The 18,085-nt window shown below is 60.3% G+C and carries 14 protein-coding genes and 1 pseudogene; 5 read left to right on the plus strand and 10 right to left on the minus strand.

From position 1 onward, the window contains the following. Positions 1–65 precede the first annotated feature (65 nt). The 4 genes from thyX to ACZ5B4_RS06995 all read right to left on the minus strand — a co-directional run bounded on the left by thyX (position 66) and on the right by ACZ5B4_RS06995 (position 4,497). Complete coding sequence (gene thyX / locus ACZ5B4_RS06980; protein WP_464913712.1) at positions 66–962, minus strand: FAD-dependent thymidylate synthase; 897 nt, start codon at positions 960–962, stop codon at positions 66–68. A 101-nt stretch (positions 963–1,063) separates the two neighbouring features. Next, the gene (locus tag ACZ5B4_RS06985) at positions 1,064–1,357 is read right to left on the minus strand and encodes a hypothetical protein (RefSeq protein WP_464913713.1); all 294 of its coding nucleotides are present in this window, start codon (positions 1,355–1,357) and stop codon (positions 1,064–1,066) included. Between the two features lie 197 nt (positions 1,358–1,554). Further along, positions 1,555–3,006 carry a sulfatase gene (locus tag ACZ5B4_RS06990; protein ID WP_464913714.1) on the minus strand — a complete coding sequence of 484 codons (1,452 nt, stop codon included), beginning with the start codon at positions 3,004–3,006 and terminating at the stop codon, positions 1,555–1,557. Positions 3,007–3,075: 69 nt separating this feature from the next. Further along, positions 3,076–4,497 (minus strand): BNR-4 repeat-containing protein, encoded by a 1,422-nt coding sequence (locus ACZ5B4_RS06995; protein WP_464913715.1) that lies wholly within the window; start codon positions 4,495–4,497, stop codon positions 3,076–3,078. Positions 4,498–4,657: 160 nt separating this feature from the next. On the opposite strand from ACZ5B4_RS06995, the gene ACZ5B4_RS07000 reads away from it, so the two are divergent. After that, complete coding sequence (locus ACZ5B4_RS07000; protein ID WP_464913716.1) at positions 4,658–5,560, plus strand: endonuclease/exonuclease/phosphatase family protein; 903 nt, start codon at positions 4,658–4,660, stop codon at positions 5,558–5,560. Between the two features lie 86 nt (positions 5,561–5,646). Here the strand turns inward: ACZ5B4_RS07000 and ACZ5B4_RS07005 are convergent, their stop codons facing one another. The 3 genes from ACZ5B4_RS07005 to ACZ5B4_RS07015 form a co-directional block, all read right to left on the minus strand. Continuing rightward, the gene (locus ACZ5B4_RS07005) at positions 5,647–6,999 is read right to left on the minus strand and encodes a BNR repeat-containing protein (protein WP_464913717.1); all 1,353 of its coding nucleotides are present in this window, start codon (positions 6,997–6,999) and stop codon (positions 5,647–5,649) included. Positions 7,000–7,090: 91 nt separating this feature from the next. Further along, a complete protein-coding gene (locus ACZ5B4_RS07010) occupies positions 7,091–7,714 on the minus strand; it encodes a D-sedoheptulose-7-phosphate isomerase (RefSeq protein WP_464913718.1) in 624 nt (207 codons plus the stop codon). Positions 7,715–7,863: 149 nt separating this feature from the next. Next, complete coding sequence (locus tag ACZ5B4_RS07015; protein ID WP_464913719.1) at positions 7,864–8,412, minus strand: P-II family nitrogen regulator; 549 nt, start codon at positions 8,410–8,412, stop codon at positions 7,864–7,866. Between the two features lie 190 nt (positions 8,413–8,602). Here ACZ5B4_RS07015 and ACZ5B4_RS07020 point away from each other — a divergent pair, with 190 nt between their 5' ends. Continuing rightward, the gene (locus tag ACZ5B4_RS07020; RefSeq protein ID WP_464913720.1) at positions 8,603–10,045 is read left to right on the plus strand and encodes a sulfatase family protein; all 1,443 of its coding nucleotides are present in this window, start codon (positions 8,603–8,605) and stop codon (positions 10,043–10,045) included. A 53-nt stretch (positions 10,046–10,098) separates the two neighbouring features. On the opposite strand, the gene ACZ5B4_RS07025 is transcribed toward ACZ5B4_RS07020, so the two are convergent. The 3 genes from ACZ5B4_RS07025 to ACZ5B4_RS07035 form a co-directional block, all read right to left on the minus strand. Then, a complete protein-coding gene (locus tag ACZ5B4_RS07025) occupies positions 10,099–11,538 on the minus strand; it encodes a right-handed parallel beta-helix repeat-containing protein (RefSeq protein WP_464913721.1) in 1,440 nt (479 codons plus the stop codon). A gap of 199 nt (positions 11,539–11,737) precedes the next feature. Further along, positions 11,738–13,516 carry a M14 family metallopeptidase gene (locus ACZ5B4_RS07030; protein WP_464913722.1) on the minus strand — a complete coding sequence of 593 codons (1,779 nt, stop codon included), beginning with the start codon at positions 13,514–13,516 and terminating at the stop codon, positions 11,738–11,740. Between the two features lie 64 nt (positions 13,517–13,580). Beyond that, positions 13,581–15,473: a M14 family metallopeptidase gene (locus tag ACZ5B4_RS07035; RefSeq protein WP_464913723.1), complete on the minus strand. Its 1,893-nt coding sequence runs from the start codon at positions 15,471–15,473 to the stop codon at positions 13,581–13,583. A gap of 407 nt (positions 15,474–15,880) precedes the next feature. On the opposite strand from ACZ5B4_RS07035, the pseudogene ACZ5B4_RS07040 reads away from it, so the two are divergent. The 3 genes and pseudogenes from ACZ5B4_RS07040 to ACZ5B4_RS07050 all read left to right on the plus strand — a co-directional run. Further along, positions 15,881–16,165: pseudogene (locus ACZ5B4_RS07040) on the plus strand (prepilin peptidase); the annotation flags it as partial. A 416-nt stretch (positions 16,166–16,581) separates the two neighbouring features. Next, positions 16,582–17,109, plus strand: a complete 528-nt coding sequence (locus tag ACZ5B4_RS07045) for a hypothetical protein (protein ID WP_464914049.1) — start codon at positions 16,582–16,584, stop codon at positions 17,107–17,109. 30 nt (positions 17,110–17,139) lie between these two features. Next, on the plus strand, positions 17,140–18,048 hold the full coding sequence (locus tag ACZ5B4_RS07050; RefSeq protein ID WP_464913724.1) for an LOG family protein: 909 nt from the start codon (positions 17,140–17,142) through the stop codon (positions 18,046–18,048). The last annotated feature ends 37 nt before the right edge of the window (positions 18,049–18,085 follow it).

Consider the following 18,085-nt stretch of genomic DNA (forward strand, 5'->3'; position numbering starts at 1 on the left):
ATCCCAACAGAAAATCAATCCCTGCGAGAAGAATGGACTTTTCCTTTTCGGCAATCTACGTACGGTCACAAGTTTTCCCGAACCAAACCCAAAGCCCGGAGTTTGCTCAAACACTCCTCTCGTTCGCGACACCTCTCCAGCTCCACCCAGCTCAGGTCTTGCGCTGCGTCAAACGCGGCCAAGTCCGCCGGCAGCCGGCCTTGGGCTGCCAATCTTTGGATCACCTCGATATCCAGCCGTGTGAGCAGCAAGGACCTCAACCGGTAGTCCTGGAACGCCTCCCATGTCATCGGAAACAAGGGGGCCACAATCTCCTCGCCAAGGACTCGCGCGTACTGGCGAATCTCCAACTGAGCACTGGAATCCAATCGCAACTCCAGAAAATGCAACAAGTTGTGCAAGTCGATTTTCCAATAGGCCTCCGTGTACGTCGATAGCGGCAGGTCTTTACGAGCCTGTTCCCGGGCAACGCCCAGCGACAGTCGGCGCTGATAGACCTCCCTCAGTCGGTCCTGGACTTCCTTTTCCTCCTCGGAAAGCTCCGCCCCCAGGTCCGGTGGTAAGAACCCCTCGCTCCCTTGACGATTGCCCTGGGATTGCATTCGCCACTCAGCGGCCGCCGTTCGATGGGCCGCGTCGATCGCCACGGAATAGCGCGTGCTGTATTCGTTCACCGAGGCCGTGCGATGTCGGATCCACTGTCGCCAGATGTCCATCGGCACGCGGACCAAAAATTTCAACTCCGCCATCTCGAAAGGCGTCGTGTGGCGATGCCGCATCAAGTAACGAATCAACGTGCGGTCATCGGACACGCGTTTGGTGCCTTCGCCGTAGCTTACCCGAGCCGCCTGCACCACGGCCGCATCGCTTCCCATCACGTCCACCAGACAGACGAAACCGTCGTCCAGGACCGGGAACTTCTTCCAACGCAGCGATTCCAATGTTTCCGAGAAAGTAGTCATTACGATGCTTTGCATAAGCTCGGGCGATATTCCGCGACCCCTCGCCGAATTCGCTGCAACCGCTCATCCGGGCAACGCTCAAACGGGACGGAGCGGACCGGTCACGACCGCCCGCCACCGCTTTGCAGCTCCTGTAGCAAATTCGCCAGATAGCCGGGATTATCGCTTTCCACGAGATGCTGAATCCGATCGGGCGGAATCGATAAGTTCTTGAGGGCGGTCGCCACGCGTTCCCACAGGCGCGCCCTTGCCTTTCCTTCGGCTAGGTACAAGTCGCCGACCAAATCCCCCAACTTCTGGAGCATCAAGGTGTCGCGGTGCTCATAATACCGCCGGATGACGCCTTGTTGATACCGAGTCCGTGATTGTCCGGATGCCGGAGCCTTCTTCGCCACGCTATGTTCTCCCCAATCATGCCCCGCTTCGACGATCATAGAGCGGGCCGTCGTGTCTGTCGAGGACCGGTGGGATGCCTCGGCAACCGATATGCGCAGCGTCGTAATTGTACCGTCCGGCCCATCAAGGCCCTCGAATCGCCCTCGGCGAGCCTCTTCGAAAAGCGGCATCCGTATGCCGAGATCCGCCGCCCGAATCAATTGGTGGGGGGAGTGGGGATGAGCTTTTTCAGCTCCGCACGAACGTCGGCATACCGGGGATCGTCACCCAAATTGTGCATCTCCGCCGGATCCTTTTCGTGGTCGTACAGCTCGACGCCGCGTGCACCTGCGTCCCATTCCGTGTACCGCCACCGTGCGGTGCGAACGCTATAACCGTGAAATAGGTTCTTTCCCGCACGTCGCGTCACTTGCGTCACCGCGAACGGCTTCCCGGGAAGTTCCGGATTCTCCAGCAGAGGTACCATGCTTTGACCGTCGAGGTGCGACGGCATGTCTAGTTCGCACAACTCCACCAGCGTGGGATAGATATCCACCATTTCCACGATCCCGGCCGTCGCTTTGCCGGCGTCCTTCATCCCCGGCACCGCAACGATCAACGGAACCCTGGCCGATTCCTCAAAAAGCGAGCGCTTTTGCCAGAGGCCGTGCTCGTGCATGTGATAGCCGTGGTCGCTGGTCATTACGATCACCGTATTGTCGGCCAGGCCGAGTCGATCCAATGCGTCGAGAACCTTCCCGACCTGAGCATCCATGAAGGTGATGCTCGCCAGGTAGGCTTGGACGGCCTGCCTTTTGAGGCTTTCGTCCATCTCCCGCTCTTCGGGATAGAGTGTGATCGCCGCCTCCGGCACGGTATCGAAATACCCGGGCGGAATCTCGGGCAGCGGCACGCGATCCGGCGGGTACATTTCGAAGTACCGGTGGGGGGCCACGTACGGCGTATGAGGGCGATAAAAGCCTACCGCCAAGAAGAAGCGTTTGCTTCGGCATTCTTCCAGCAAGCGTACGGCTTCCGCCGCGCCAATGCCGTCCGTCTGCTCCTCGTCCGTGCCGTCGGCGGAAAGCCAACTCAACGTACCGCCGAACTTCCCCTTGACCAGACTGAATATCTTGTCCTCCTCGTCCTTGTCACGACCTCGCGGGTTGACGACCAAGTCCCAAGATTGCGGGTCATCCAGCCCGCTCGTGCCGATCTGTGCCGGAACGCCGTAATGATAAAGCTTGCCCACCCTGGCCGCGAAATAGCCGTGTTTGCGGAAACACTGCGGCAGGGTCAGCACGTCCGGAACATTCTCGCGGAAGTGAACGGCATTATCGTAGACGCCCGTGTGATCCGGGCGCAAACCGGTCAAGAACGAGGCCCGGCTAGGATTGCACAACGGGAACTGGGTGTACGCCCGATCGAATCGCCTGCCGCGCGCAGCCAAACGATCGATGTTCGGCGTTCGGACCAAGGGATGTTGATAGCAGGAAATCGCATTATTTAAGTCGTCGGCGATGAGAAAGAGGACGTTATATCGCCCCTTAGAGGATGACGTCTCGGCGGCGTCACCGCGAGGGAGCGTGCTCCCGCCCCCAAGGACGCTCAGGACCAAGACCATCCCCGCGGGCAGAAACCGGTTCGTTGTGGTGCGCAGATTGTTCATACTGATTTCCTTGCAATGGTTCCCATGGTCTCCAGCGTTTCTCTTGGTGACGCTCGCCCGAATTTCGTCTTACTCCGCTGCCCGGTCGTCGCCGGCGGATCCCGGTGACAGGCAATCCGGCGGAGCCTCATCCCGTTGCATGACGTAAGGCAGCCGAAACACGGTGTCGCCTGACTCGTTGGTGAAGTACAGATGGGATTCCGAAAACCGATCCGGATTCCCATCCGCCCATAGAGCGAAGAATTCGGGGTGGGCATTCACGGGCCGACGCACGTAGTTGTGGTTGAACCAACTGCTCATGGTAACGGTGCGATTCCGTTGCCAATTCCGCCCCTCGTCCGTGCTCACCCAAATGGCGATCTCCCCGCCCGCGCCGATCGGCTGGGGACCGGTCTCCGTAGGCCCGATCACGCGCCACATTCCCGGTCGAACGTCCAGCATGCCCGTCGAGTAATTGTGATTGGCGGGCGTGATTTCGTAGAACGCCCACTCCTCTCCCAGCCAATGGGCGACGGTCCACCAACGCGGGTCTCCCTCCGGCCCGGGCTTGTAGCTACCGGAGGTGATGAAAAGGATAACGGGCCGCCCCTGATCATCCCAATCAACATCGTGGATATAGACCAGCCGTTTTTCGGCTTCGTAATCCCGAACCAAGGCCGGATTGTGCGGGTCCGACAAGGGCAATTCCAGGGCTTCCCCGCGGACGTTCCGCCAGGTCTTCCCCAGGTCGTCCGTCTGAATGTAATACAGGTTCGTACGGCGATCGACGTTTCCGCCGGGATGGTAGTTGAAGGCCGTGAACACGACCTTGCCCTTTTGCCAGCTCGTCTGGTAGTGCCCGCCCATGCCGGCGAACTTCTGATCGGGCGACCAATCGCGACCGTCCGGACTGGTGCTAAAATAAAGCTCCCGCCCCTTGGTGTACTTGGTGAAGAGGTGCAAGAATCCTTCTCCCTCCATCCAGTGCGGCTGGGGATAAGTGATTTCTCGCTCGCTCACCAACTCGAAATCCTCAATCGAATACGGCTCGCGACTGCGGTAGATGAAGCCGGGCCGGATTCTCATCCGTCCGCTGACAAACACCCACAGATAACCGTCGCCGTCCACCCAAAGCGCAGGGTTGTCGTGCGGATCATCGACGCCTTGCTTGTCATGAACGATCGTAGGTCGCGGCACGGTCTTCCGCACGTGATCGTAATACGAAACCATATTCAAGAGGTGCCGTTTCCCCTCTTTCGCCCCCCCGTAAACGAAAAAGGTCTTCTGGACGGCCGGACAATAATAGGCGATCGGCACGTGATTGGCCGTGTAGGTCCCCAAGCCGCCCGAGTATTTGTCCCCGTACTCCGAAAACTGACCGAGCGTGAACCAAATGCCGCGGTAACCGTCATCCTTGTCGGATGCCGCGGCGAGGGTGGCGATCATTCCCCATGAGCTCGCCAGGATCGATCCCACCACCAGAAAGGTTATGAGAAATTGCCGCGATCGCATTCGACGATCCTCCCTTCGAAATCCGCCCGTTTTTTCCGCAGCCGTAGGTTTCCGCATGACTTGTTGCTGTTTACAAGCACCTAACATAATATGAGAGCTGATTTCGGCTTACAAGAATCCGATCACGTTCGGATCGACTTGCATGAGAGGCGATGACGCCATGACGTTCGCATCAGAGCGGAAGTTTCGGCTCGGACCGGCTGCCATTGCAGTGCTGCTCATTTGTGGTCTTTCCACCGTGCAGGGAGCAGAGTCGCCGCTCCGCGCCAAAGTGCTGACCTTCAACATCCGATACGGCACCGCGCCGGACGGGCCGAATCACTGGTCGCACCGAAAGGATTCGGTCATCGACCTTATCAAGCGAGGGGATTACGACTTCGTCGGTCTGCAAGAGGCACTCCGCTTCCAAATCGATGAGATCCGGCAGGCCCTGCCGCATCTTCAGGAGATCGGCGTGGGTCGCGAGGACGGCAAGCAAGCCGGAGAATACTCGGCCATTCTTTACGATGGTCGCCGCTGGCGCGTCGTCGAGCAGGATACGTTCTGGCTCTCCGACACGCCGACGGTACCGGGTTCCAAGAGTTGGGGCAACAATATCCCTCGCATCGTCACCTGGGGAAGGTTCGCGGAATCGGCAAGCGGTAGCGAGCTCTACGTCTTCAACACGCATTTCGACCACCAATCCCAACCCTCGCGGGAAAAAAGCGCCGCCCTGCTTGCCGGTCGTCTTGCCGAACGCGAACCTCGTCGGCCGGTCGTCGTAACGGGAGACTTCAACGCAGCGGAAGATAATCCCGCGATTCGGCTGCTCAAGGGCGAATCGGCAGGTTCTCCGATTCGGCTCCTCGACACCTATCGCATTCTCCATCCCGACGCGAAAGAGGTCGGCACGTTCCACGGATTTCTCGGCGGAACGGCGGGCGGCAAAATCGATTACGTCTTCGTCGAATCGGGAACGAACGTGATACGCGCCGAAATCCTCCACGACTCGCGTGACGGGCGATATCCGTCCGATCACTATCCGGTCATGGCCGAGATCGAATGGCCCGGACCGACGAACTGACCCCGCCCGATCCGCGGGCTGCGGACCAACCCGTAGTACCATCGACGGGACAAGCCGGCTTCACGGGTCTTCCTGAACCCCTTTGGTCACCCGCCGCTCTCCAGCAGAATCACTTCAAGCCGTGATGGGGGAGGGTAGGGGGGATCGCGCGGCCGGTCGCGATTCGGCGGCAGCGTCTCCCAGCGCAGAATGTAGCGTCCGCGCGCAGCTCGGCCGGCGTCGGACGCCGTACGAACCTGCATGCCGGGGAACGAGGATTCCACTGCCCGCAATGCGACCGGCAAAACAGGGGCGATTCGTCGGACTTCCCGAATCGATAAGGTCGTTTCGTCCAAGATCCAAGTTCCGCTCCCATAGCGGCTGTGGTGATATTCCTGTTGCAGCAATCCGGCACCGTCCGGCCGTATGGGATCGGCGCTGATCTCGCCGACGATCGTTCCGCCGCCTCCGAACTCCCAGCGGTACTCCCAATCGCTGATGGGCCGGATACTCCAAGCCTCTTGCTCCCAGCGGGCTGCAAAGATTTGACTGCGGCCGGCGTCGTCATATCGATGGTAAGTAAGAATCGGCCGCCGCTCGTGATCAAATCCGACGCGATGCCCGATATTGATCATCCCTCCGCCTACCGGAGTTGCGTCGACGATTACTTCCGCGTTATCGGGGGTTATCGGCAAGGATAGGGGGCGACCGGAGATCGTTTCCCAGTGTTCCAAATCGCGGGATCGCGCGTAGCACAGAGTGTGGTTCGTGGCACAATCAGGGGTGTCCCGCCACATCCAACAGACGTGCCACCAACCGTCCGGGCCGAGGATCGGTCCCGAAGGATAGGCACTCATTTCTTCACCGCCGTCCCACATCGGTGCGTCGAACAGACGCTGCCAAGTTTCCGATTCGACATGGTAAAGGTTGAAGAATTGCCGCCCCCGCCCGCTGGCCCCATCGCGGTAAAAGAAGATCAAGGCACCGTCGGGGCGAGAGATGAATTGCGGATAGGTGCAGCGTTCCTCGTCTCGGCCCACCATGCGGTGAATCGCTTGGAATGTCGTGATATCGTCCGGTTGGGCGGTGCGAAAATAGACCAACGGATGCACGTGCATGTTACCCGCCAAATGCAATCGCCCGGCGGCATCCCGCGCCATGACGATCCCGTTATGGCTGTCCCAAGCCACTTTCGAATCCAACCTCTGCTTGGTCCAAACGTCTTGCGAAAGCTCGCGCGAGGCCACCGTCATCACCCGATCGGCATCATAATAGGCCACATATTGATGATCTCCGGCAGTGAGCAGAAAAAAGCCGACGGGATGGCCCGCCCAAACGCGGTCCACTTCCCACCGTCCTGCGATACCGTCGTCGCCGGAAGGATTCTGAGCGAGGCTCGGCCGACACACGCCGCTCAGGATCAGCATGGCAGCCGCGAAGAATAGGCGGGGGTGGGTCATGACTTGGTCGTCCTTGGGGTGCTGGGCGGTAAAATCCGCGGATCGTTCGGAACGACAACGGAGGGGGGAACTACGACGTCGGCCTTACAGTCTATTGCAAGCCTGCGCCGGACGCATAGCGTCCTTGTCGATAAATGCGTGCGCGAACATCGTCCACAACCCAGTGGCAGACGCAGGAGTGAATGCTTTCCACCATCTCCATGTCGTCCAGGGCTACATGCAGGCCCTTTTGCTGCAACCGTTTCAAGGCCCCGCCGTCAAAACCGGTCATTCCGTAAGTGATCAGGCCGTGGGCGTTGGCCCATTCCACGGCACGAACGATGTTGGGGCTGTTCCCCGAACCGCTGATCGCGATCACGAGGTCGCCGGCTTCCGCATAATTCGCCAATTGTTGGACAAAGATGTTTTCGTAGCCGAGATCGTTGGCCAGGGCCGTCAACCACGCCATGTTCGCCGTCAGGCTGATCGAGCGGATTCTTCGTACGGAACCGCTGAGGAGATCGCTCTCGCGGATCACCCCTTTCGCCAAGTCTTGCGCCAGATGCGACCCCGTCGCCGCGGACCCGCCGTTGCCGCAAACGAAGACCTTGGTTCCCTTTTCCCAAGCCGAGAAAATCTCCCCGGCCAAGTCGTCCAAGGCTTGTTCATCGAGCCTTTGCAACTCGCTCGCCAACCGGTCCATGTACTCCCGCAGGCTGCAATGGCCGCCCAACATGCCGTTCCGCCTTTCTCATCAATCCAAGATCACCGGAACCCGCGGCACGTGCCAAGTCGATTCCGCGAGGCTCCCCCTCATATCAGTAACATGCCCAGTAACATGCCGACCCCAGTCGACGCGGTTTCTCCGTTCTGCCGGATCGGCACTCAAACGCCTTGCGCCGAATCGGGAGGTGCTGCATCCGCCTCGCCCGTGGTGCGGCCCCGCGGACCCGCAAGGTCGATGACCGCCGTCTCGGCAGCCACGACGAAGACCTTTCCGTCCCCCATCCGTCCGCTGCGGGCTTGTTGCACTACCAACCGCATCACCTCTTCCGCTCGGAGATCATCGACCCACAGTGTAATCTCCACCTTAGGTAGAAAGGCAAATGCGTAGTCTCCTCCCCGGTACTCCTCGAGGTAATGCTTTTGTCGCCCAAACCCCTTCACTTCGCAAACCGTAAAGGCTTCGACCGGAGCGTTTCTGAGCGACTCCAGAACCCGTTCGGCAACGAAGGGGCGAACGATCGCAATAATCTGCCGCATCGGCGTCGATTCTTCCCAAAACTGTACGGCCGGTCGCTTCGGCCACCAGCGCGGGGCAGGAGTCGCGGAATTCGCAGCCCACCGCAGTCCGCCGCGCAATACGCCCGGTAAGGCCGCACAAAACACTGCTTCAACATAATCGGTTACCGGCATGGTAATCAACCGTGCCATTCTCGGCCATGGTTGGGGCTTCGGAAAGGGCAGAGAAGCCGTTCACATTGCTTGTATCGCACATTGCCGAAGCGCATACTGTGGAGGTTCAAGGCCGGGTTCCAGATTTTACCCGCTAGGCGGATCGAATCGCCCGGCGGCGACGCCGGCCCTCCAGTCTTTCCCCGATCGCAAAAAGGAAAACTCAGCTATGTCCATTCTTGCACGCGCGTTATTAGCGATGTCGTTGGCTGCGGCGTTCGTTTGGCCTTGCACCGAGCGGGCTTGGGGAATAGAAGCACCTTCGGGCAGCTCCGCCCCTCGTCGACTCCCAAATCTGGTGATCATCTTCGCCGATGACATGGGCTACGGGGACATCGCCGGCTGGGGGCACCCGACGATCCACACGCCCCATTTGGATCAAATGGCCGCGGAGGGACAAAAATGGACCAGCTTCTATGTGGCGGCCTCGGTATGCACCCCGAGCCGGGCGGGTCTGATGACGGGGAGGCTGCCGATCCGCAGCGGCATGTGCTCCGATACCCGCCGTGTCCTGTTCCCCGATTCAGCGGGCGGACTCCCCGCCGATGAAATCACCATCGCGGAAATCCTTTCCGATCGGGGATACGCCGCCGCCTGCGTCGGCAAATGGCATCTCGGCCACCTCCCCCAATATCTCCCAACTCGCCAGGGGTTCGACCAGTATTTCGGTATCCCCTATTCGAACGACATGGATCGAGTCGCCTCGGCGCCGTCCGGCCGGCAAGCCTTCCTCGATCCCCAAATCTCCTTTTGGAACGTGCCGCTCCTGAAGAACACCGAGATCATCGAACGGCCCGCCGACCAGACGACCTTAACGCGGCGCTACACCGAGGAAGCCATGCGGTTTATCCAAGCCAACCGCGACAAGCCCTTCTTTCTCTATCTCGCGCACACGATGCCGCACGTGCCCCTGTTTCGGTCGCCCGAATTTGCCGGTCGCAGTCTCCGCGGCCTCTACGGCGATGTGATCGAGGAGATCGATTGGTCCGTGGGACAAATCTTGAAGACGCTCCGTGAGGCGGGATTGGCGGAAGAGACTTGGGTGGTTTTCACCTCGGACAACGGCCCTTGGCTCAGCTTCGACGAGCAAGGCGGGTCGGCGGGATTGTTGCGAAGCGGCAAGGGCAGCACGTGGGAAGGGGGAATGCGAGTACCCTGCGTGATGTGGTGGCCGGGGCGCATTCCGGCCGGCTCCGTGGTCCGCGAGATCGGCAGCACGCTCGACATTCTGCCGACGGCAGCCCGGCTCACCGGGGCGGAACTCCCGCAAGATCGCGTCCTGGACGGGTTCGATATCAGCCCCGCTATGTTCGGCACGGGTCCCAGCCCGCGGAACCACATGTTCTTCTACCGCGGCACGCGACTTTACGCCGTGCGATTGGGGCCGTACAAGGCACATTTCATTACCGAGGAGCCGTATGGCGCCGACACCAATCGGCAGGTCCACGAGCCGCCGCTCTTATTCCAACTGGAGATCGACCCCGGGGAGCGCTGGAACATCGCCTCCGCGCACCCGGAAGTCATCGCGGAGATTCGCGAGTTGGTCGCGCGGCATCAAGCGGAACTCAAACCGGGCGAGCCGCAGCTCGATAGGCGAATCTCAGAGCGTTGACAACCGGAATCGTCTTGAATAGGCGACGCGTGCCGGAACGGACGGCTCACCGCCTATTCCGCAATCGGCTGTGCACCGAAAACGGGTGCGGCACGGTCCGTGCGCGTCTCGCCGGCGGCGGGGTGGACGTAGCGCCAAGCGGGCGGCTCCGCGTGCGATTCCGCTCCAAGAAAGGCCGGAATCACGATCCGATCCGCCGGGAACCTGGGACGCTTCGGCGGTACGACCCGGCGATCAAGCCGAAAGTCGCCCGCCGCCGGGTCGGTAAACAGCGGCCAAGCCCACGCGAAGAGATTGTCGTCCTCGCCCGCTTGGAAACCGGGTCGAAAAGCGAAGCTGCCGGCGAGCCAGTTGTCGGCGACCACACCAACGACCGGTTTGGCATCGCCCCGCATTCCGATCAAGCTTTGGCCTGTCTGTCGCGATCCACCGTCGCTGATCAGGTTTCCAATCATCCGGACCTGGGCACCGGGCGTGGACAGCTCGACTACAGGCGAGATGAACGGCGTCACGATGGTGTTGAAATACAAAAAGGCCGTGCCGTCTCGCCCCTTGCCGCCGTCTTGGCCGAAATGGATCACGCCCCGATTGCCGGCACAGCGCGGATTCTTCGCGATCACGTTGCCCCAAAGCAGGGCATGGCTCTCCGGGAGGGACGTCTCCGCCGCGTCCACCAGGTCCAGCTCGCGATTGGCGGAATCGTGAATGTAACAGCACTCCACCCACGTGTGATGGGCACGACTTTTCACGTTGTGGCCGGTCAGGCTCCCATAGATTTCACAGAATCGCAAACGGACGCTCGTCCCCCCGAGGTACAAATTGTGGTTGTAGCCGGGATCCGCCGGATCGCCGTTTTCGTAGATGCGGCAGTACTCGATCCTCTGATCGACGCCCGCCTCCAACGAGCCGTTACCGTTGGACATGATTCCCATGTCATTTCCGTGAATGCGGCACCCGCGAATGACCACCCCGTCGGCCTGATTGATGCGGACGCCGGCTCCGTTGTGAGATTCGTTGTGGGCGCCGAATATCTCGAAACCTTCCAGGACGCAACCGTCCGCCTCGGGATCGAATTGGAAGACGGCCCGGGGCGTATTCCCGCGACCGCTGTAGTCGAAGCCCGTGCCTGAGATGCGAACCAGTTCGGCCGACCCTCCGCCTGCGGCTCTCGCAACATCGCCCGCCGCTCCTCGAAACGTCAGTCGCGGCTTCCGCACGAGGACCGCCGTTTGCTCATACGGCTCTCCACCGTCTCGGGGATAGACCAGAATGACATCGCCCGGCGAGGCTGCCGCATAGGCATCCTCGATTCTCTTGAATTCCTTTCCCCGCCCGACGGTCCGGTCAGCAGCCGCCGCCCTCCCCCCCGCGGCCAGCGCCAACCCCAGCAGCACGACGCCCGCCCCGATTCGTAGGAATCGCGGCACAGCCGACGATGCAACCTCAGAATCTCGCAATTTCCGCCCCGCCAACGAAATGACATTGCTCGGCATCTTCCGTTTCCTCGTGGCAAGTATTCCCGGGCACGTTGTCGGGCGGCGACTCACGGAATCGAATCGACGGTGTTTCCGGGCCGCCCAGTCTCGCGAGCGAATTGCTTCCCCTAGCGCGCGATAGACGGCAAGCCGTATTCTCACACACTGGCCGGAGCGGTGAACCGACTCGATTCCAGGCCACGTCTTCATAAAGCGGCTAGCGCGACAAGTCCAGTTCTCGGCGGTCGCATCCGCCTTTTTGCGAGTGCACGCTCACCGCGGCCGAACCGCGGCCTTGAACGTACCAGCGAACGTAGACGGCCGACATCCCCGGCACGAACTCGACTCGCAGTTCGGCGGGATTCTCTTTCTGCTCGCGCGGATTCTCAAAAAAAGGCGAGTCGCTGATCAGTCCGAGGAGGACCTTGTCGGCCCCCTCCAACGTCACGCGATCCGGCGGCGTGATCCGCCGCTGCCGATCAACGGCCGAACGGGTCGGCGACAACCTCCGATTCTCGACGGTCGCAGAAATCCGCAACACACCGTTCGCTTCCCGCCGAACTTCCACATCTCCCAACCGCACGAGCGGCATCTGATCGGCATGATACAGGACGAAGGACATATTGCGATGGCACTCCTCCTCCAGCATGAACGACGGCGGTTGGCGTCCCCAAGACTTCACCGCACCGCCGACTTCGATCTTGCCGTATTGCGGGTGATTCACCTCTTTCCAGGGCACGTAACCTTGCCCCAATAGGAGATAGCGATCGAACTCTCGCATTTGCTCCTCCCGCAGGCTGATCGTTCGATCCACCGCTTGACCGAAGTAATTGCGAGGGGTGAACAGTTCCGTCGTAAAGCAGAAAATGCCCCGCATCTGATAGAGCCAATCCAATTCCCCGCCGAAGACGGTGTAGAGGTCCTTGTGGATAACCATGTAGCGGTAGCCCGGCAGCATCTTCTCGCCTTTGCTTGCCAAGGCATCGAATACGGCGAGGTCGTCTGCCGCATAAGAATCGTCTGCCGATCCCGGCCCCCGCAAGATCATCCCTCCGAAATTGTGAAAGGACTGCGCGCCCGCGATGTTCGGATGTCGCAAAATGAAATCCGCCGCCGCGCGATTCTCCGGCAAGGCCAAGGGATACAAGATGGCGCCGCCTTGCACGTTCCGCGGCTGCCACTGCCAGGGCCAATTTCGATTGGGATCGTAGTTGCCCGGCGGATCTTCGTTGATCTTTCCGTCCCCGTCGTTGTCGTAGCCTTCCGGGCCGAGAATGCGATACCGCCCCGGCTCATCCGGTTCCGCCGGAACCATCCACTCCGGGAAACGCGGGTGCGGTACGTAGCGACCGTTCGGATCGGCGACCCGCATCAGCGTGATGTTCCCGTCTCCGTCCAGATCATCCCAGCCGTCCTCATCCGCCTCGCCGTCGCGGTCGTCATCGAACGGGACCTGACCGCCCCGAGGGGTGTGCGTGGATTGCGGGGTGTGCATGTGGGCGTCGCGACTATCCGGACTCAGCATCGGCATGATGTAGAATACGCGATCCCGCAACAGCTCCGTGATCTTCTCATTGCGGCCGAAAGACTCCAACAAGAACCAGGCGGTATAAAGCGCGACCTCCGTTCCTTGAATCTCGTTGGCGTGAATGCCCGCATCCAGCCAGAAGCCGGGTTTCCGGTCGTCGGGCACATCGCTTTGTTCGGTTACGGTCAGGAGCCATAAGTCGCGTCCCTGGTAGGATCGCCCCAAGGACTCCAGGCGGCACAGCTTCGGATAGGCGGCCGCCAATTGCCGGAGCAAATCCGTCGCGCCGTCGTAGTCGTGATAGCGATTCCATGCAACGGGGATCCGAGGTGATGTCGGGGCACCCATCACGGGATAGGACAACTCCTCAGCAGAGCAGGGGAGGGGGATCGCCAACACCGCGAGCAGAACCAGTTCCCCCAAGCGGCGCATTCCTCGAACGGAAATCCCCAGCAGCGGCCTTCGCATTCCAATCGCTCCGTATGGCACGAGAAAAAGGATCGAATTTGCATCCCTCGGCGGAACGACGCCGTCATTCAGCAGGCAGTTCGAGCGTCTTCGTCGCCTTCCCAACCTGGGGCGCCGCGGCCGTCACTTGTACGCGAAGCCGACCAACCTCCTCCCGGCGCCGCAGAATCCAACGCAGCTCCTCCCGACCACCGTTGCCGGGCAGAGGCTTCAAGAGGGTTTTGCGAAACCCCTGTACTAATTCCCAACCTTCGCCCCCCAATTCCACTCGCACGGGATACGGTTGCCGATTGATTTCTCCCATTTTCGGCATGGTAGGCCATTGCCCTACGTTTTGGACTTCCACGGTGAGGCGAAAGAGACCGCCGCCCAATGCTTCCAAATCCGATCTGGCGATGCGAAGCCGTGGTAGAGCCTCCAGGATTCGGGCGACCCAGCGCTCGTGCTTTTCCGCCAGATCTTCCACCAGCGCCGGCGGCGGATTCCACTGGGAGGCGGGAATGAAGCCGCCGATCTCGACGCGGCGGCCCGGGAAGTCGGGGTGATCGAAACGGTGCCAGTTCACAAACGCGCGGACCCCTCGCGCTTCCCAAAAGGCAAGCGCGGTCCGCTGGAATCGGCCCCGCTTGTCCTTGCCTTCCTCCCCGTTTCTCTTGTCGGCCGATTCCATCCGCTGAGTCTCAGCGGAATCGCCTTCGCTGCGCTGCGGCGAATCGGCTGTCTGCGATTCCCCGGACTGAGGTGTTTGCAACGGCTGAATTTCCTCGCAATCGTCTGCCTTGCGATCGGTATCGTCATCGGATTGCCCATCTTCCGGCCTCGGCGACGGCGAGGGAACCCACGTTCTTGCGGCAAAGGACCAGCATCCCCCGTGAAAATATGCCCAGGCAGGGAAGGAGCCGCCTTCCGGCCGCGATTCTACGTCATCCGAAAACCCGGTAACCTCTCTGTAGAACTTGGCAATGGGATCAAAGTGCGTTGCGTCCGTTGCTAGAATTCGCTTCTTGACGGCGGCGCTCTCGGCGGATGGATCCGGCGTCCAGGGCTTGAGCATGTTGTCACACGTCCCGAGCACCACCACGGCGGCAATGTTCCCTTGATGCATCAAGAGATCGGCCGCCGCCTGCGTTTCCGGTTCGCTGACCTGCCACGGTCCCGCATCTGCGGCGAAAAATGGGTACTCGAACGGAAAGTTGCGGTTGAAGGCCGTCCCGCCGGCCGGATCCTCGTTGACCAACCCGTCATGATCGTTGTCAATGCCTTCTGAAACAACCCGATATCGGGTCCGTCCTACGTCGGCCGCTTCGAAAGGTACAAGCACACGCGCATCCTGCGGATGCTCAACCCATTCGCCTTCGGGATCGACGATCCGCATCGACAAGATTCTGCCGTCGCCGTCGAGGTCTTCCGGTCCGTCCTCATCGACTAGCCCGTCCCCGTCCTCGTCCCAAGGTCGTGAGTTGCGATTACGCTCCCACATGGGATCCTCCCAAATGGCCGCGTAGGCATCCGGCGAGGCGACCGGTACCACGTAGACGGTATAGCGGCTCAACAGACTCTTCCATCGACCTCCGGACTTGGCATCGGCGATCAGTCGATCCACCAGGCTCAGAGCGACGGCCGAGGACGAGAACTGTTCGGCGTCCCCACCGGCAACGATCAGAACCGCCGGCTTGTTTTCGATTCGACCGCTTCCCAGCTTGATCAGCCAAATAGGGCGATCACCTAACGTTTTTCCCAAGCTCGTCACCCGGCAATAGGACGATGCTTGCCCCAAGGCCTCGACGCGCCGGCAGACCTCGTCCCAACCGGGAAATCCTGCTCGAGGGTCCCAATCTTCCGCAGCGCGTACGCCGCGTCCGGTGATGAGAGCAGCGCAAAGCGCGGCAAGGAAAAAAAAGATTCCTCGGCCATCAAGAATCCGAATGCGTGTCACACAAATTCGTTGCCAAATCAACGGCCTACCTCCGGCTAGTCCTAAGCAAAGACACGTCCTTTCAGCGCCCGCGTGCAGTCTTCTCCCGGGGCCTGATCGATTGGGTTACCACCGTAATCTCTTCCCAAGATTAACACACTCTGCAATCTGTGTAACCCAACCCGGTCAAGTTTTCCGAAGATTCCTATAACGGCCCGCTGAGGTAGTTCTTACACGGATTACTGCCTTCGTCGCCGGCATAATCAGAGCGAACGTTCCACCTTCTCACGATTGCGCCACCGACGACGGGGATTCCCGCAGCTCCGATCGGATACCTGCCGCGACAACGCTTAAGTACAATGAAGCGCTTCCGCGGCCGCGGCAGGCGTGCGAAACGGCGAACCTTTTTCCGCGTCCCGTCCTTTCAACCGGGGGGACAACCTCGACGAATGCTTGTGGCGGATCTGGGAGAGATATTTATTCTGGCCTGGTTCTTTGTGACGGGAAGCGTTCTCGGAAGCTTCCTGAACGTAGTCATTTACCGCGTTCCGCGAGGGCTGAGCCTAGTGCATCCGCCCTCACGCTGTCCGGTCTGCCTACACCCTATCCGGTGGTATGATAATGTCCCGGTTTTCGGCTGGTTCCTTCTCCGGGGACGGTGTCGCGACTGCGGCACGCGGATTGCGCTCCGCTACCCCCTTGTCGAGGCCCTTTCCGCTCTGGATGTGTTGCTGATCGCGTGGAAGACCGGGGAATGGCGTTGGGTACCCGTTCTAGAGGCCCTGCTACGGGGAGGGGCCATCCAACCTGCCGTGATGGAGACCGCGGCCTTGGTGGGCGTAAGTCTGAGCTTGCTGGCTGCCGCGCTTATCCTCTTTGATGGCGCGCGTGTGCCCCTAACGTTTTGGGCAACCTCCGTTTTGCTGGTACTATTAACTCATCTGGCGAGCCTTCCGGTCTTCAAGGGTGAGGCAACTCCCTCGTCCAGCCCGATTTCCAACCTCACGACGGCCGTCCGACCGCAGGTCACGGGAGAATCACCGGTTGAGTCCCGCCCACAACGCGTCGTTGTTAGAACCGAAACGCACATGCTTTCGTTAGTTCTAGCCCTTGCGGGGGGAATGCTGGCGGACGTTTGGCTCACCCAGCCTTGGCATCCCAGAACGACATCGAAAAAAGCCCCGCCGAACGGGCTGGGTTTCATCAAGGCGATATTCGCAAGGCAATTTCGCAAAAAAAGGTCCGCCCCGGGCAAACCCAAGCGATCGGAAGTTCGGGAAAGATCCCCCTATTCCGGCTGGGAGTTTTCATTTGGTTGTGCCATTTGCGGCTGGATATTCGGTCGGCCGACGCCGGCAGCCGTTCTGATCGCCTTCCTCGCAGCAATCGCCATGATTGTGGTTGGCATACAAAAACGACTTCGCAGTTCGTCTCGACCTCCGGAACAGCGATTGGAATCCGCGGCATCCCGGCCGACATCCATGCCGGACGGCGATCCGCTTCGAATTCGGTCTATTCCAATGTTCGCACTTTGGCTATTCTTCCTAAGCTGGATTATTTTTCGGTAACCCTGGTTTTCCCGACGCGGGGCAGGGGAGCTAATCCGATTCTCCTAAGCAGTTTTTTTTCGCTGCTCGTGGATGAGCTAGACTTTGTCGGTGCGTTGCCTCCCCAATAGCTTGCCCCATCAACTCAACTCGCGAAGAAGATGGAAGAACTCGAACGAGCAGCCAACCTGAAGCGGATTCTGGAATCACCCAGCTACCGGGTGGCATATCAGGATTTGGACTTCCTCACGGACCCCAAACTCCGGCCGACCCGCATGGAGTTGGAGCTGCTGAAACCGGAGTTGGCATTTGAGCGACTCAACATCACGGCCACCATCGTCGTTTTCGGCGGGACCCGAATCGTCGAACGCGCATCCGCTGAAAGGCAGCTTCGGATGGCGGAAGACAGCCTGAAGCGGGATCCGCAAAACCGCAGTCTCCAACGGCAGGTAGCGGTTGCCAAAAGACTGTTAGCCAAAAGCCACTATTACGACATCGCGAGAGAGTTCGCCCACATCGTCTCCAAGGCTTGCACCACGGAAGGACGTTGCAATTACGTCGTTTGCACGGGTGGCGGTCCCGGCATCATGGAAGCGGCCAATCGGGGCGCCTACGACGCCGGCGCCAAGTCGATCGGATTGAATATCCGGTTGCCGATGGAGCAGCAGCCCAACCCGTATATCACACCGGAGTTGTGCTTTCAATTTCGCTATTTCGCACTCCGCAAGTTCCACTTCCTCCTGCGAGCGAAAGCACTGGTGGTATTCCCGGGCGGATTCGGCACGCTCGATGAATTGACCGACGCCCTGACGCTCCGCCAGACTCGGCGGATGCAACCGATCCCCATCATCATCTTCGGCAGAGAGTACTGGGAACGCGTTATCGACTTCCAGTACCTGGCCGATGAGGGCGTGATCGACGACGCGGACCTGGAGCTTTTCGAATACGCCGAAACGGCTCAAGAGGCGTGGGACAGGATCTGCCGTTTTCACGAGTCGGCGGTTCCGCCGACCGTCCGCCCCGCCCATGGTCTGGACAACGGTGAGGACAACCGTTGGAGTGCGCACTGATTTCGGGTGGGAAGCCGCGTCACGTCCCCTCACATTA

This window comes from Thermogutta hypogea, from assembly GCF_055386265.1.